The sequence below is a fragment of the Bradyrhizobium sp. JYMT SZCCT0180 genome (assembly GCF_018130165.1).
In the GTDB taxonomy this organism is placed as follows: domain Bacteria; phylum Pseudomonadota; class Alphaproteobacteria; order Rhizobiales; family Xanthobacteraceae; genus Bradyrhizobium.
Map to the genome: position 1 here is coordinate 1 of NZ_JAFCLZ010000023.1, position 14,808 is coordinate 14,808.

General features: G+C 64.0%; 12 protein-coding genes. 6 read left to right on the forward strand and 6 right to left on the reverse strand.

Annotated features, from left to right (window positions below; translation table 11 throughout):
• Window positions 1–545 precede the first annotated feature (545 nt).
• From JQ641_RS29060 to JQ641_RS29075, 4 genes are all read left to right on the forward strand, one after another.
• Window positions 546–2,621 (forward strand): DEAD/DEAH box helicase, encoded by a 2,076-nt coding sequence (locus JQ641_RS29060; RefSeq protein ID WP_211999300.1) that lies wholly within the window; start codon window positions 546–548, stop codon window positions 2,619–2,621.
• Between the two features lie 147 nt (window positions 2,622–2,768).
• Complete coding sequence (locus JQ641_RS29065) at window positions 2,769–3,479, forward strand: SDR family NAD(P)-dependent oxidoreductase (protein ID WP_211999301.1); 711 nt, start codon at window positions 2,769–2,771, stop codon at window positions 3,477–3,479.
• A 66-nt stretch (window positions 3,480–3,545) separates the two neighbouring features.
• Window positions 3,546–4,907, forward strand: coding sequence for a class-II fumarase/aspartase family protein (locus JQ641_RS29070; RefSeq protein ID WP_211999414.1), 1,362 nt, complete (start codon window positions 3,546–3,548; stop codon window positions 4,905–4,907).
• 54 nt (window positions 4,908–4,961) lie between these two features.
• Window positions 4,962–6,218, forward strand: a complete 1,257-nt coding sequence (locus JQ641_RS29075; protein WP_211999302.1) for an aminopeptidase — start codon at window positions 4,962–4,964, stop codon at window positions 6,216–6,218.
• 24 nt (window positions 6,219–6,242) lie between these two features.
• Here JQ641_RS29075 and JQ641_RS29080 read toward each other — a convergent pair whose 3' ends face one another.
• Complete coding sequence (locus JQ641_RS29080) at window positions 6,243–7,295, reverse strand: amidohydrolase family protein (RefSeq protein ID WP_211999303.1); 1,053 nt, start codon at window positions 7,293–7,295, stop codon at window positions 6,243–6,245.
• A 42-nt stretch (window positions 7,296–7,337) separates the two neighbouring features.
• Complete coding sequence (locus JQ641_RS29085; protein ID WP_211999304.1) at window positions 7,338–8,153, reverse strand: MBL fold metallo-hydrolase; 816 nt, start codon at window positions 8,151–8,153, stop codon at window positions 7,338–7,340.
• A 152-nt stretch (window positions 8,154–8,305) separates the two neighbouring features.
• Between JQ641_RS29085 and JQ641_RS29090 the strand changes: the two genes are divergently transcribed.
• Window positions 8,306–9,235 carry an alpha/beta fold hydrolase gene (locus JQ641_RS29090; protein ID WP_249150812.1) on the forward strand — a complete coding sequence of 310 codons (930 nt, stop codon included), beginning with the start codon at window positions 8,306–8,308 and terminating at the stop codon, window positions 9,233–9,235.
• 82 nt (window positions 9,236–9,317) lie between these two features.
• Here JQ641_RS29090 and JQ641_RS29095 read toward each other — a convergent pair whose 3' ends face one another.
• The 4 genes from JQ641_RS29095 to JQ641_RS29110 all read right to left on the reverse strand — a co-directional run bounded on the left by JQ641_RS29095 (window position 9,318) and on the right by JQ641_RS29110 (window position 13,594).
• Window positions 9,318–9,953: a 5-bromo-4-chloroindolyl phosphate hydrolysis family protein gene (locus JQ641_RS29095; protein ID WP_249150816.1), complete on the reverse strand. Its 636-nt coding sequence runs from the start codon at window positions 9,951–9,953 to the stop codon at window positions 9,318–9,320.
• Window positions 9,954–10,055: 102 nt separating this feature from the next.
• Window positions 10,056–11,114, reverse strand: coding sequence for a toxic anion resistance protein (locus JQ641_RS29100; RefSeq protein ID WP_192737008.1), 1,059 nt, complete (start codon window positions 11,112–11,114; stop codon window positions 10,056–10,058).
• A gap of 210 nt (window positions 11,115–11,324) precedes the next feature.
• On the reverse strand, window positions 11,325–12,848 hold the full coding sequence (locus tag JQ641_RS29105) for a permease (RefSeq protein WP_211999307.1): 1,524 nt from the start codon (window positions 12,846–12,848) through the stop codon (window positions 11,325–11,327).
• Complete coding sequence (locus JQ641_RS29110) at window positions 12,845–13,594, reverse strand: ABC transporter ATP-binding protein (RefSeq protein ID WP_211999308.1); 750 nt, start codon at window positions 13,592–13,594, stop codon at window positions 12,845–12,847. The genes JQ641_RS29105 and JQ641_RS29110 overlap by 4 nt, the downstream gene beginning before the upstream one ends.
• 337 nt (window positions 13,595–13,931) lie before the next feature.
• On the opposite strand from JQ641_RS29110, the gene JQ641_RS29115 reads away from it, so the two are divergent.
• Entirely contained in the window at window positions 13,932–14,807 is an 876-nt protein-coding gene (locus tag JQ641_RS29115; protein WP_211999309.1) for a branched-chain amino acid ABC transporter permease, read from the forward strand.
• The last annotated feature ends 1 nt before the right edge of the window (window position 14,808 follow it).

Sequence of the window (14,808 nt, forward strand, 5' to 3'; positions counted from 1 at the left end):
TCATGTGCAGCATTCTTATGCACAATCGCACATGAGACCGCGGGTGCAGCGCGCATCCGGCATTCCCTGCGCCCTCTCATTTTGGGGGCGGGAAGTTTCCAGCAAAGCTCGGGCGCATCGCGTCGCGAGATCGTCGAGGTGTGTGTCACACCCACATGTGTGTCACACCCACAATTGTCGTCCCCGCCGAGTGCGCAATTGCGCACGGGGGGCGGGGACCCAGTATCCCAGAGACGCCGATGATAGAACCGATAGGCTGCGGCGTACTGGATCCCCGCCTTCGCGGGGATGACGATCTCCCAACAGTGCGCGATCATCGCCTTAATGTAGCAATATCAACACCATAGCTCCGCCGTTAACGACGCAATGCAGCCCCCACCAACATTCCATGGCGCTTTGGCTGCGAATGGCCTAAAGGGTGCCTATCTCATTCAAATCGTTCGGGTCATCGGACCCGCGCATCCTCCAGCCGGTAGCCTCGATCGTATGGTTCGAGGCTTTATTCGGCTTTCTGGCGCAGCTGCGCCCATTAAGGTTCTGATCTCGTGACATCCCTGACCACAAGTCCGCCGCTCGCCCGAGCCCTGGCCGAGCGCAATTTCGATTCCCTGACGCCGGTGCAGACCGCCGTGCTGGCCAATGACGCTGCCGGCCGCGATTTGCTGGTGTCGGCGCAAACCGGCTCCGGCAAGACCGTCGCCTATGGCCTCGCCATATCAGCCGAATTGCTCGGCGAAGCCGAGCGGTTCGAGCGGGCCGGCGCACCGCTTGCCCTGATCGTCGCGCCGACGCGAGAACTTGCCTTGCAGGTCCACCGCGAACTCGCCTGGCTCTATCAATACGCCGATGCGCGCGTGGTTTCCTGCGTCGGCGGCATGGATCCGCGCCGTGAACAGCGCGAGCTCGCGGCCGGCGCCCACATCGTGGTCGGCACCCCGGGGCGGCTGTGCGATCATTTGAGGCGCAACCGGCTCGACATTTCCGAACTGAAGGCCGTCGTGCTCGACGAGGCCGACGAAATGCTCGATCTCGGTTTTCGCGAGGACATGGAATTCATCCTCGAGACCACGCCGGAGACCCGCCGTACCCTGCTGTTCTCGGCGACCCTGCCGCGCGTCATCATCGCCCTGGCCAAGGAATACCAGCAGGAAGCTTTCCGTATCGAGGTCGGCGGCGACGAAGGCGGTCATGCCGACATCGATTACCGCGCCATCCGGATCGCGCCCGGCGACGTCGACCATGCGGTCGTCAACACCTTGCGCTTCTTCGAATCGCCGAGCGCGCTGGTGTTCTGCAACACCCGCGAGGCGGTGCGGCATCTGCAGGCGACGTTGTCGGAGCGCGGCTTCTCGGTCGTGGCGCTATCCGGCGAATTGACCCAGAATGAGCGCACCCACGCGCTGCAGGCATTGCGCGACGGACGCGCCCGCGTTTGCGTCGCGACCGACGTCGCCGCCCGCGGCATTGATCTGCCGAATCTCGATCTCGTCATCCACGCCGATATTCCGAACGACCCTGAGGTCATGCAGCATCGCTCCGGCCGCACCGGCCGTGCCGGCCGCAAGGGGGTTAGCGTGTTGCTGGTGCCGCCGGCGCGCAAGCGCCGCGCCGAAGTGCTGCTCAACCTGGCCGGCATCGATGCGATCTGGGGCACGCCGCCGCAGGCCGATGAAATCCGCAAGCTCGACCAGGAGCGCATGCTGAAGGATGCGCTGTTCGCCGAAGAGACCACGCCCGAAGACCTGATGCTGGCGCAGGCCCTGCTCGCCGAGCGCTCGGCCGAGGATATTGCCGCGGCACTGGCGCGGCTCTATCGCTCACGGCTGCCCTCGCCGGAAGACATCATCGATCCCGGCGAACATCGCAGCCGGGGACGCGAGGATCGCGGCCGCGAAAGAGATAGGGATAGTCGTGCGCCGCGCGGTGACGACCGCAACGCCGGACCACGATCCAAGTCGAAAAAGCCGTCGGCGCGCCACGTCATGGGCGAGAACAGTGTCTGGTTCCGCGCCTCGATCGGCAGCCGCAAGAATGCCGAGGCGCGCTGGCTGTTGCCGATGATCTGCCGCCGCGGCGGCATCGACAAGACCGACATCGGCGCCATCCGCGTCATGGACACGACGACCGAGTTCGAGATTTCCGCACGCGCCGCCGACAAATTTGTCGGCAACCTCCGTCGTCCCGACAAGGAAGACAATATTCGCATCGAGCCGATGCCCGAAGGCCCGCAGGGCGAGCCGGCAGCCGAGAAGCGTCCGCCGCCGCGCGAGCGCGAGGAGAGGGCGCCGAGGCCGCACGGCAAGCCGTGGCAGGACAAGCCGCGGGAAGCCAAGCCTTGGGACAAGCCTCGCGAAGACAAGCCTCGCGACGAAAAACCCCGAGACGAAAAGCCTCGTGACGAAAAACCCTGGAGCAACAAGCCGCCCGGCGGCAAATCCCGCGACAGCAAGCCCTATGACGACAAGCCGCGCGGCGAGAAGGCCGCTGGTTTCGACAAGGAGAGGCGCTACGACAAGAAGCGGCCGTTCCGGGAGAAGCCTGCTTATGCCGCCAAGCCGAAACATGCCGGCGCTGCGAAGCCCGCATTCGGAAAGAAGAAAAAGAAGAAATTCCGCGATTGAGGAGGCGCCGGCAACCGCCCGGCGCGATTCAACCAGAACTGTCCGACGCTCATATCCTCGTGAACAGCAGGAAGCGCCCGTTCCGTCGATTGAACTAATGATGGTCGTCATATAATTGTTGATGGACCTCAAACGCGGGAGAGATGGATGGGAACGGCGATAATCATCGGTGTGGGGCCTGATCAGGGCCTCGGCGCACAGCTCTGCAAGCGGTTTGCCGCTGATGGCCTCAACGTCCTCGTCGCCGGCCGCACCAAGGCGGCGCTCGACGCCGTCGTCGCCGACATCGTCGCAGCCGGCGGGCGCGCTACGGCTGTCGTCGCCGATGCCACCAGCGAGGCCGATACCATCGCGTTGTTCGACAAGGCCGGTTCCGATCTCGAGCTTGCGATCTACAACGCCGGCAATAACACCGCGGGCAAGATCATCGACATGACGGCCGATTACTTCGAGCAAAGCTGGCGCGTGGTGTGCTTCGGCGGCTTCCTGTTCGGGCGGGAGGCGGTTCGCCGCATGGTGCCGAAAGGCAAAGGCACGCTGCTGTTCACCGGTGCGAGCGCCTCGCTGCGCGGCCGCTCGGGCTACGGCGCCTTCAATTCGTCGAAGGCGGGATTGCGCACGCTGGCGCAGGCGATGGCCAAGGAATATGCCGGCGACGGCATTCATGTCGGCCATGTCGTGGTCGATGGCGCGATCGGCGGCGAAAAGATCAAGACACGTTTCCCGGAGGCCGCCAGCCGCGAGGAACGCCTGATCAGCATCGAGGGCATCGTCGACGGCTTTGTGTTCCTGCACAAACAGCCGCCGCGTGCCTGGTCGTTCGAACTCGATGTCCGGACCATGCACGAGAAATGGTGATCGGCTTTCCCAACCGGCAATGATTGTGGCATGAGTCGTTCCAGCGAATTGCCTGCAGGAAACGACATGCCCGCCTTTCCGACCTCGACCACCGTTCTCGACTCCATCCTGTTCCGCGACGCCTTCGGTACGCCGGCGATGCGGGAAGTGTTCTCGGATTTCAGCCTGATCTCGCGCTACGCCGAAGTCGAGATCGCGCTGGCCAAGGCCGAGGCGCGCTGCGGCGTGATCCCGGCGGAAGCCGCCGAGGAAATCGCCAAACGGACGGATGTCTCGGCGTTCGATTTCGACCTGCTGCGCAGCGAGACCGACATCGTCGGCTATCCGATCCTGCCGCTGGTCCACCAGATGGTGAAGCAATGCGGCGAGGCCGGCCGTTACGTGCATTGGGGCGCGACCACGCAGGACATCATGGACACCGCCGTGGTCCTGCAGGTCCGCGCCGGGCTCGAAATCATCGAGGCTGATATCGCTGCCCTGCGCAGCATCCTCGCCGAACTCTCCAAGCGTTATCGCGATACGCCGATGGCGGGCCGCACCCATCTGCAGCAGGCGCTGCCGGTGACGTTCGGCTACAAGACCGCGATTTATCTGGCGATGTTCGACCGCCATGCCGAACGCCTCGCGCAATTGAAGCCGCGTGTCCTTGTCGGCCAGTTCGCGGGCGCCGCCGGCACGCTGGCCTCGCTCGGCGATAAGGGCTTTGAGGTTCAAAAAGCGCTGTGCGAGGAACTCGGTCTCGGCGTGCCCGTCTCGACCTGGCATGTCGCGCGCGACGGCCTTGCGGAGGTGATCAATTTCTTCGGCCTCGTCACCGGCTCGCTCGGCAAGATCGCGCTCGACATCATGATCATGGCCTCGACGGAGTTCGGCGAACTCTACGAGCCGTTCGTGAAGGGTCGCGGCGCGTCCTCGACCATGCCGCAGAAACGTAACCCGATTTCATCCGAACTGATGCTGGCGGCGGCCAAGGGCGTGCGCCAGCATGCCGGGTTGATGCTGGACGCGATCGTGCAGGATTTCGAGCGCGCCACCGGGCCGTGGCACGCCGAATGGATGGCGATCCCGGAAAGTTTTGTCCTCACCGCCGGCGCGCTGCATCAGGCCAAATTCGCGCTGGGCGGCCTGATCGTGGATGAAAGGAAGATGGCAGAAAATCTCGACATCAGCCGCGGGTTGATCGTCGCCGAAGCTGTCATGATGGGGCTGGCGCCTGACATCGGCCGGCAGGAGGCGCATGACGTCGTCTATGACGCCTGCCGTGTCGCCAATGAAAAGGGCATGACGCTGGCGGATGCGCTGTCCGCGGACCCGCGGGTCTCCTCGCGCATCGACCGCGTGACCATCGACCGCCTGACCTCGCCGAAGAATTACCTCGGTCTCGCGCCCGAGATGGTCGATCGCGTATTGGCGGCGTCGAAGCGTTGAAGGAACCGGCCGGTTCGCCTATCTCTGTAGCAACGATTGATTTGAGGGCCCGTCATGACCGCACACGAACGTAATTTTTCGACGCCGATCGACCCCGTTAAACTCGACCGCCTTGCCGAGGTCGCCGTGAAGGTCGGCCTGCAGTTGCAGCCGGGCCAGGACCTGCTTTTGACCGCGCCTTCGGTGGCGCTGCCACTGGTTCGCAAAATCGCCGAGCATGCCTACAAGGCCGGTGCGGGTCTGGTGACGCCGTTCCTGTCGGACGAAGAGATCACGCTGTCGCGCTATCGCTATGGCCACAATGACGGGTTCGATCGCGCCGCCGGCTGGCTCTATGAGGGCATGGCGAAGGCGTTCGTCAACAACACCGCGCGGCTGGCGATCGTCGGCGACAATCCGATGCTGCTCTCGGGCGAGGATCCGACCAAGGTGGCGCGCGCCAGCAAGGCCAATTCGATGGCCTATCAGCCGGCGCTGGAGAAAATCGTCAATTTCGAAATCAACTGGAACATCATCGCCTATCCGAGCCCGGCATGGGCGAAGCAGGTATTTCCTGACGTTGCCGAGGATGTCGCGGTGGCCAAGCTGGCGGACGCGATCTTTGCGGCCTCGCGCGTCGATCAGGATGGCGCGGTCGCGGCGTGGGAGAAGCACAACGCGGTGCTGCGCGAGCGCACGCAATGGCTGAACGGCCAGCGCTTCCACGCGTTGAAATATTCGGGACCGGGAACGGATCTCACGATCGGTCTCGCCGACGGCCATGAATGGGAAGGCGGCGCCTCGACGGCCAAGAACGGCATCACCTGCAACGCCAACATTCCGACCGAGGAAGTCTTCACCACGCCGCATTGCCGCCGCGTCAGCGGGCATGTCGTCAGTTCCAAGCCGCTGTCCTATCAGGGCACCCTGATCGACAACATCGCTGTTCGCTTCGAGGAAGGCCGCATCGTCGACGCAAAGGCGTCGCGCGGCGAGGAAGTGCTGAAGAAAGTGCTCGATACCGACGAGGGCGCGGCGCGCCTCGGCGAAGTGGCCTTGGTGCCGCATTCCTCGCCGATCTCGAAAAGCGGATTGCTGTTCTTCAACACGCTGTTCGACGAGAACGCCGCCTCGCACATCGCGCTCGGCCAATGCTACTCGAAATGCTTCGTCGGCGGCGACAAGCTGACGCCGCAGCAGATCGCCGCGCAAGGCGGCAACAAGAGCCTCATTCATATCGACTGGATGATCGGCTCGGCCGAGACCGACATCGACGGCATTCACGCCGACGGCAGCAGCGTTCCGGTCTTCCGCAAGGGCGAATGGGCGTGAGCAGGAGCTCACGCCGGCCGTGAGCTAGGCGAGCTTCAACTTGTAAAAGTCCGTCGCCGTCTTGGAAAACATCGCCGTCTTCTCGGCCTCGCTGTATTGCGCGGCGAGGCGCTTGAAGGCGTTGAAGATCACCTGGTAGCTGCACTGGCCCTTGTCCGGCGGAAAATTGCTCTCGAACATGCAGCGGCTGGGTCCAAAGGCTTCGATGCACGTCTCTATATAAGGGCGCCACGCGGCGGCGGCCTGTTCCGAAGTCGGCGGCTTCGGCCGCAGATGGAAGTCATAGCCGAGCAGGGCCATCGCGAGTCCGCCAAGCTTGACCACGACATTGGGACATCTGGCGATCTCCTGGATCGAGGCCTTCCAGACCGGAAAGATCTCCTCGCGCCGGCCCGCATAACTGCCGATGCCGATCGGGCCGCCGCAATGGTCAAGCACGATCTTCGTCTCCGGAAAGGCGCGGGCAAGATCAGTGAGTTCGCCGATCTGCGGATGAAACAGCCAGCCTTCGAAACTGAGGTCGAGCGGGGCGAGACAGGCGAACCCCTTGCGGAACGTCGGATCGAGCAGCAGACCCTTTGGCCGCGTCGCATACATCCCGGCGACATTGGGATCGGCATCCCATGCCGCGGAATGCCGGATGCCGCGGAAGCGGCCATTGCCAGCGACGATCTCCGCCTCCAGCACCGGCCTGGCGTCCTCGCCGAGCAGCAGATTGACGTGGCTCACGATGCCGGCGCAGATCGCAGCCTTGCCGTAACCGCCGCTCGCAGCCATCGCGGCGACGCCGTTAGCGAATTCGACTTCGCCGACCGGCCGGAACGCCTCGGGCCCACTCGCGCGGTACATCGAGCGGCAATCGACATAGACGGTAGCGATGATGTTGTGGCCGGAGGCGATATCGGCCGCCATCTCCTCGATCAAGTAGCGCAGCCCGCCGCGGTCCCAGAGATGATGGTGCGGGTCGACGATCGGGCGGTCGGGGTCGATGATCTCCTCGGTATGTTGCGCCAACCAGTCTTCGCGCGGATCGGCATAGAGCCCGCTCTTCGAGGCGGGTGCAGTGCTGACGGCCATCGATGGTCACTCCCTGATTCTTGTTATCGTTGTCGTGCCGCCTCACACCCCGTCGAGAATGATCACCGTGGGCGTGGTAGGCAGCGTTTCCCGCGAAATCTTCAGGGTGCGCTGGGTGCGCTGGTCGATCTCGAATTGCTTGCCGATCAGGCGCATGAATTCGTCGAGCGGGGTGGCGAAGCGGTGCATCGGCAGCACCACGGAGGCGCGCAGGCGCTTGGTGATTTCGGAGACGCCGTCGAGCGACATCGTAAAGGTGCCGTCGATCGGAACCATCACGATGTCGAGGCGGCCGATCGCGGCGAAATGGCTGTCGTCAAGCTTGTGATGCAGATGCCCGAGATGGCCGATGCAGAGACCGGCGACCTCGAAGATGAAGATCGAGTTGCCGTCCCGGATCATCTCGCCGCCGGCACCATCGCCGTAGTAGCGGCGGATGTCGGTGGTCACGTTGCGGATATAGACGTCATCGACGCGCAGGCCGACCAACGCAGGCTGCCCCTTGTCGCCCCAGCCGTGCAGCACATGCTTGATCTTGGGATCGGGAAACAGCGTGAAATGCGTCGAATGCGCGCGGTTCATGGTGACGACGTCGGGCAGCCGCCCCGTCTGGTAGTAGCCGTTGAAATCGGTGCCGATCCGCACCCCGCCGGGCGTGTCGATGTAATAGGTGGAATGCCCGACATAGGTGATCGCGACCTCCTCCACCTTGGCCGCGGTGCGGCGGAGGCTGACCGGCACAGCCCGCGGCGGGGCGTTGGCCATCGCCAGGCATTCGCTGCGCAGTGGCGACTGCGCGGTTGCCGGAATGATCAGCGAACCGAGAAAGGCAGTGGCAAGCACGAGCGATCGCAGCATGACATGACCCGTATGCGGCGACGGCCGCTGGCATACTGTATCGCCGAATTTTGCGCCCGTCATGATGTCAATCGCGCACAGCTCCTGTGCCGCATTTGCTTCACCGGCGTTAGGCGATACCGTATGGCCGGATGCCACAACGGGGTGACGCCTTGACCGATACCCAACGCGTGCCGTCGTCGAAGCGGCTGGAACCGCTGCGCAGCATCGATGCCGGCGTGCTCACGATCGCCTATTACGAGGCAGGGCCGGCGGATGGACCGGTCGTCATGCTGATGCACGGCTTTCCGTACGACATTCACGCCTATGTGGACGTGGCGCCACAGCTTGCCGCCGAGGGATGCCGCGTCATCGTTCCCTATCTGCGCGGCTACGGGCCAACCCGGTTTCGCGACAAGGTGACGCGGCGTTCGGGCGAGCAGGCGGCATTGGGCGCGGACTTGATGGCGCTGATGGATGCGCTCGACATCAAGCGCGCGGTGTTCGCGGGCTATGATTGGGGCGGCCGCGCCGCCTGTATCGGCGCGGCACTATGGCCGGAGCGCTGCATCGGCCTGGTGTCGGTTAATGGCTACAACATCCAGGATATCGCCAAGGCGATGGTGCCGGCGCGGCCGGACCGCGAGGCGGCGCTCTGGTACCAGTATTATTTCAACATCGAACGCGGCCGCGCAGGCCTCGCAGCCGACCGGCGCGGCATCGCCAAACTATTGTGGCAGCAATGGTCGCCGAACTGGCAGTTCGACGACGCCTGCTTCGAGCGGACCGCGGTCGCGCACGACAATCCTGATTATGTCGACGTGGTCATCCACAGCTATCGCCATCGCTACGGCCTGGCCGAGAGCGATCCGCAATATGCGGATATACAGCGCCGGTTGGCGGCGCAGCCCGTCATTACCGTGCCGACGATCACGCTGGACGGTGACGGCGATGGCGTGAGCCCGGCCACCGACGGCAGCAAGAGCGCGCCGAAATTCGCCGGCCGACGGGTTCATCGGGTGGTGCCGCGCGCCGGACATAATCTGCCGCAGGAAGCGCCCGAGGCGTTTGCAGCGGCGGTGCTGGAATTGATCAGGGCGTAGGCCACAGCAGCGACGTGATCGAACGAGCGAAGTTGAGAAGCAGTAGCTGGCTACGCCGTCGCCAACCGATCCAATCTAGCCATCAGGCTCTCCCTTTCCCTGGATCCGAGGGAGCGCCGAGTTGCGGCGGTGGCCCGAGGTCCTCGTCGAGTGAGCTCTTCAGCAGTTTGAGCTCAATGTCCAGATTGCCGAGGTCGGCACTCTGCAAATTCCTCGCGTAATGGGTGAACGCGACATCGAGCCGGTCGATCAGTTCAGCGGTCGCGGTGATACGCGCCATGTCGCGGCCGCCCTTTTCAAGCAGCGCGTAGGCCTCGGCGAGTTCGGCTGCCCGCGGCAAATAATAGGTGAGGAAGCGCCGCACCAGGTCGACGCGCAGCGGGTCATCTTCGACACCCGCGAAGATCTCGCGGGAAACCCGCGCCAGATGGCGCACGCGGTCGGCGACCTTGGGCGTGCCGATCGAACTCACCGCAGCCTCCAGCCGCGCCGCCAGCGGCTCGGCGTCGGTCAGCAGTTCCCGCGCGAATTCGATTCTGCCCCGCGCGGCCCCGCTGGCATCCAGCCTCTCGAACGGTTTGCGCGGCGAAAATGCCGTCACCAGCCCGCCGCCCGCCGCAAGGCTGACGATGCAGGCGACCCAGAACGGCATGCCCGCGCCGATCGCCAGCACCGGCAGCAGGACGGCCGCCGTGGCGCCGCCCGCGATCCAGTTCATGGCTGAAAAGCCTGATAGCATTCCGTTATGGCCTCGCACCGCGCGAAATGCCGAGCGCCAGCGCGAACCGCAGGCCGGCAAGGCAACGTCGCATCGCGGACTTCATGTCGTCGACTTGGACATCGCTGACTTCAACTCGTCGGTCAACTGCGCCATCCGCTGCTCGATCTCGGCGCGTTTCTTGCGGCCTTCCGCCTGGACGTTGAGGACGCCCGAAATCGTGTCGACCAGATCGCTATTGGTTTTCTCCAGCGTCGCGATATCGATGATGCCGCGCTGTGATTGCTTTTCGATCTCGATCGCCTGGGTCTTCATCATCTCCGAGGCCTGTTTCATCATCTCGTTGGTGGCGTCGGTGACGGTCGTCTGCAAGTCCAGCGCGGATCTCTGGCGGGTGAGGCCGAGCAGCAGGATCATCTTCTGCTTCCAGACCGGGATCGCGAGTTCGGTGGTCGCCTGCAGGTTCTCGATCAGGGTCTCGTCGCCGGACTGCGCGATACGGATCTGCGGCAGCTGTTGAATGCCGATCTGGCGCGCCTGCTGCAGATAGAAGACGCGCTTCTCGAGCCGGTCGAGCGCCTGGGCGGCATCCTGATAGGTTTGCGCCGCCAGCAAGGCGTCGCTGCCTTCGCCGGCTGCCTTCACGGCCTGCTCCAGTTCGACCAGCCGGCCACGACGAAAGTCCTCGGCAAAGGCCTTGCCGGCGGCGATATGCGAATCGAGGTCGCCGAGCGATGCCTTGGTTTGTTCGTGCAGTTCGTCCATCACGGCGATATCGCGCCGCAGGGTTTCCTTGTTGCGGTCGAGTTCGACGCAGACGCGGTCGATCTGGGAGGCGACGTCGCCGAATTGTTCGGAGAACCGCCGTAAGCGCGATTCCATCGAGGAGAACAGGCGCGTGAAAAAGCCGCTGTCCTTGAGCGTCGCCGGATCGAGCCCACGCGCCTTGCCCAGGATGTCCGACAACAATTTGCCCGTTGTCCCGAGCTCCCGGTTCTGGGTTTGGGCGAGGATGCGGTCCGCGAACTCAACGACCGATCGCTGCGCGCGATCGCCGAAGGTAACGATGCGCGACCGGTCGGAGATGTCGATCTCCGACTTGATCCGCGCGACCGCGGATGCGTCCACCATGACCGCCGGGACATTGATGGCTTCGCTCATCGCGCTTCCTCTCCTGTGCTCATTCCCGCCACATGGCGCCGCGGTAGTGCTTCGGCAAGATAGCCCAGCCAGCCAAGCGAATCGATGACGGTGGGCGCGGCCTTCCAGCCAGTCAGGTTTGCCGGAAATCTGCCTTCAACTTCAATAGGATATCGCTTTGTCGGGGTTCGGTCTGCCGAGGTTCACGGCTGAATGCCGGGCGCTTCCGCATCAATCCCTTCGCGGGCTGATCTTCCACGTCCCGGCCAGCATCAGCGCGGTCATGGCGCCGCTGATGACGGCCGCGATCGGGATTGTGACGGCGAGGATCGCGGTCGCCGCCCATCCGATCGAGCAGAACGCTTCGGCAAACGTCGCGATGCGTGACGAGGTCTGGCGGCGGCGAAACTGGCTGCGTTTGGCCTGGACGCGAAACCAGAGCTGGATCGCGGCCGCCGACACGGTGGCGATGACGACGAAGATGGCAGTGACCGCTGCCTGCACGGGCGAGGCCAAGGCCAGTGCGGCCACCAAGGGAGCGAAGATGACGCCGATCGCGATCATCACCACCTCGACCTTGGCCCTGATCACGCTGCCGGGCGGCATCGGGGCGGTCGCGACCAGATCTGCCGCGTCCTCGCCTGAAATCGTCAGCCAGGCGAGACCGCCGGCGAGTTGTCCGGCCGCCATCACGATCACGGGCGTGACCAGCACGGTCGCGGCCGAACTATCGGAGAAGCTGCGCCACAGCATCAGCGCCGGCGGCACCAGATAAAGTAATTGCATCAGGCTCTGCGACACCAGCCAGGGGTCGCGCCGCAGCAGCATGAACTCCTTCCAGCGCAGCGCGGCCTGCCGCGAACCGCGGCGAAACGAGGTCGAGCGCGACCCGCGACGGATCGTCGTTGCCGTTGCCGAAGCGCTGACGACGGTGCCGGCAAATTTCGGCGAGAAGACCGCCATCACGCCGCCGAGCAGCACGAGGCTGCCGGCCAGCAGAAGCGAGAGCATTTCGCCGTCCCCGATCGCGGCGCGCGCCGGCCACCACAGCGGACTGTCGAAATCGGGGGCGTAGGCCGCGGCGGCGTCCGACGTCAGCACGGTGAACCGCGACAGCGTGCCGTAGGAGAGGATCGCGGCAACCTGGAGCGCGATGACAAAACCCGCGCCGATGACGGCGGCGAGAATTTGCGCAGCGAGCCGCGTCCGGCTCGGGCCGATCAAGCGAAACAATAATACCGTGATTGCGATCGCAACCGCCGCGGCCGACAGGCCAATGGCGATGACGACGCCAAACGCGGAAAACCACCTGATGCCGCCGCCGATCACGAGAACGTCGACGAAAGGGCTCGACAACAGCAGCGCCATGGCCGTGACCGAGAGTGCGATTGCCGCGATCCGCACCGAGAAGATGTTGGTCAGCCTGACCGGCGAGGACATGATCAGATCGAGGTCGGCGCGCGCATAGAACACGCGCGTCACCGATTCGATCGCCTGCGACAGCATCAGGGCCCAGGCCAGGAAGATCGTTGCCGACATGACGATCAGCGTCGGCTTGTCGAGCGGGGCTTGCAGATCGGCAAAGCGGCCGATCACCGCATAGGCCGGCAGATGCAGGAAGGCGGCGAGCACGAGCAGCCCGATCACGGCGCGCGTTCGTTTTCGCCGCGCGCCCGTCATCATGGCGAGCCATTCGCGCCATGCCAGCCGGATTTCGTGCCGGGCAAACCAGGTGAGATCAGTGGCCGAACTCATGCGGCTGCGTCGGTGTCGACGAGTGCAATGAACATGTCTTCGAGGCTGGTATCGTTGCGCCCGTTCTGCTGGCGCAATTCGGTGAGCGTGCCTTCGGCCACCAGCCGGCCCGCGGCGATGACGCCGATCCGGTCGGCCATCCGTTCGGCGACTTCGAGAATATGCGTCGTCATGATCACGGTGCAGCCGGCGCGGACGCGTGCCTGCAGCAATCCCTTGACGTGACGCGCAGACAGCGCGTCGAGGCCGGTGAGCGGTTCATCGAGGATGATCAGGCGGGGGTCATGGACCAGCGCACCGGCCAACGCCACCTTCTGGCGCATGCCTTTCGAAAATCCTTCGCAGCGTTCGTGCAGATGCGGCTGAAGCCCGAGCGACACCAGCAGATCCTGCGCGGAGGATTCGGCAATCGAAGCATCGACGCCCCAGAGGCCGGCAACGAATTCGAGATATTCCAGTGGCGTCAGCTTGTCATAAATCATCGGCTCGTCTGACACCCACGCCATGATCTGCTTGGCGGCGACGGGATCGGCGAGCGCATCGATGCCTAATATCGAGACAGCGCCGGCGTCGGGTCGCAGCAGCCCGGCCACCATGCGCAACGTCGTGGTCTTGCCGGCACCGTTGGGGCCGAGCAGGGCGTAGAATTCGCCGCGGTGGACGGTGAGATCGAGCGCATCGACCGCAGGGCGGTCAAAACGCTTCGTTAACCCTCGCACCTGCAGCGCTGATACATCGGGGTTCATGAGGTCGGGACGGTCCGGGTTTCATGTGTCGCCGCGAACCATGGACCCAAGAACTTTCGGTGCGGTGAATCGAAGACCCCAAATCGCGCCGATATGAACGCTTCCAAGGCAACTTCCAAGGCAACTTCCAAGGCCACTTCGAAGCCAACTTCCGCCCTGCGGCATTTCTGCGCAATTGTTAACGCGGGCCGCAACCAGCGCTCTGTTGACAGTCGTCGGCGCTTTGGTCTCAATGGGGACGGACATATGTGGCTTCAGCGCTTCGACACAAGAGCGCGAAGACAGGATGCGTTAAGGCGATCCGTAGAATCGCGGGGCATCCGGGGGAGGGGAATCAATGCTGGACTTCGTTCAGCAACTGGTGAGTGGCATCGCACTTGGCTGCGTTTACGGCCTGATCGCGCTCGGCTTCGTGCTGGTGTACAAGGCCACCGAGGTCGTCAATTTCGCCCAGGGCGATTTGATGATGCTGGGCGGTTTCTTCGCCTTCACTTTCATCGGTATGCTCGGCCTCAATTACTGGCTCGGATTCGCCGGCGCCGTCATCTGCATGGCGCTGTTTGGCATGCTGGCCGAACGCGTGGTAGTGCGTCCGATCCTCGGCTATCCCCAGTTTTCCATCATCATGGCAACCATCGGGCTCGGATATTTCCTGCGCTCGATCGCCGGCATGATCTGGGGCACCGACGATCTCAAGATCGACACCCCGTTCAGCCAGGGCGTGTTGCGGATCGGCTCGCTGGTGCTGGCCCACGACAAGCTCTCGGTGATCGCCGCGACCGTCATCCTTTGCGGATTGCTCTATCTGTTCTTCAACCGCACCACGCTCGGCACCGCGATGCGCGCCAGTTCCGAGAACATGCTGGCTGCCTACTACATGGGCATCCCGGTCAAGCGGGTGGTGTCGATCGTCTGGGCGATCAGCGCCGCGGTCGCAACAGCTGCCGGCGTGTTGCTGGCGCCGATCACCTTCATTCATTCCAACGTTGGGCTGGTGCTGGGATTGAAGGCGTTTCCCGCCGCGGTGCTTGGCGGCTTCGGATCGATTCCAGGTGCGGTGGTCGGTGGCGTCCTGATCGGCGTGATTGAGAGCATGGCCGGCTTCTATCTGCCGCAAGGCTGGAAAGACGTTGCGCCTTACCTCGTTCTCCTCGTGGTGTTGCTGCTCAAGCCCGAAGGCCTGTTCGGCGTGCACACGCGCAAGAAGGTTTAGG

Coding starts and splice junctions, on each gene's coding strand:
- JQ641_RS29075 (WP_211999302.1), top strand. CDS start 4,962: ATGACCGCACACGAACGTAATTTTTCGACGCCGATCGACCCCGTTAAA.
- JQ641_RS29080 (WP_211999303.1), bottom strand. CDS start 7,295: ATGGCCGTCAGCACTGCACCCGCCTCGAAGAGCGGGCTCTATGCCGAT.
- JQ641_RS29095 (WP_249150816.1), bottom strand. CDS start 9,953: ATGAACTGGATCGCGGGCGGCGCCACGGCGGCCGTCCTGCTGCCGGTG.
- JQ641_RS29110 (WP_211999308.1), bottom strand. CDS start 13,594: ATGAACCCCGATGTATCAGCGCTGCAGGTGCGAGGGTTAACGAAGCGT.
- JQ641_RS29105 (WP_211999307.1), bottom strand. CDS start 12,848: ATGAGTTCGGCCACTGATCTCACCTGGTTTGCCCGGCACGAAATCCGG.
- JQ641_RS29085 (WP_211999304.1), bottom strand. CDS start 8,153: ATGCTGCGATCGCTCGTGCTTGCCACTGCCTTTCTCGGTTCGCTGATC.
- JQ641_RS29115 (WP_211999309.1), top strand. CDS start 13,932: ATGCTGGACTTCGTTCAGCAACTGGTGAGTGGCATCGCACTTGGCTGC.
- JQ641_RS29065 (WP_211999301.1), top strand. CDS start 2,769: ATGGGAACGGCGATAATCATCGGTGTGGGGCCTGATCAGGGCCTCGGC.
- JQ641_RS29070 (WP_211999414.1), top strand. CDS start 3,546: ATGCCCGCCTTTCCGACCTCGACCACCGTTCTCGACTCCATCCTGTTC.
- JQ641_RS29100 (WP_192737008.1), bottom strand. CDS start 11,114: ATGAGCGAAGCCATCAATGTCCCGGCGGTCATGGTGGACGCATCCGCG.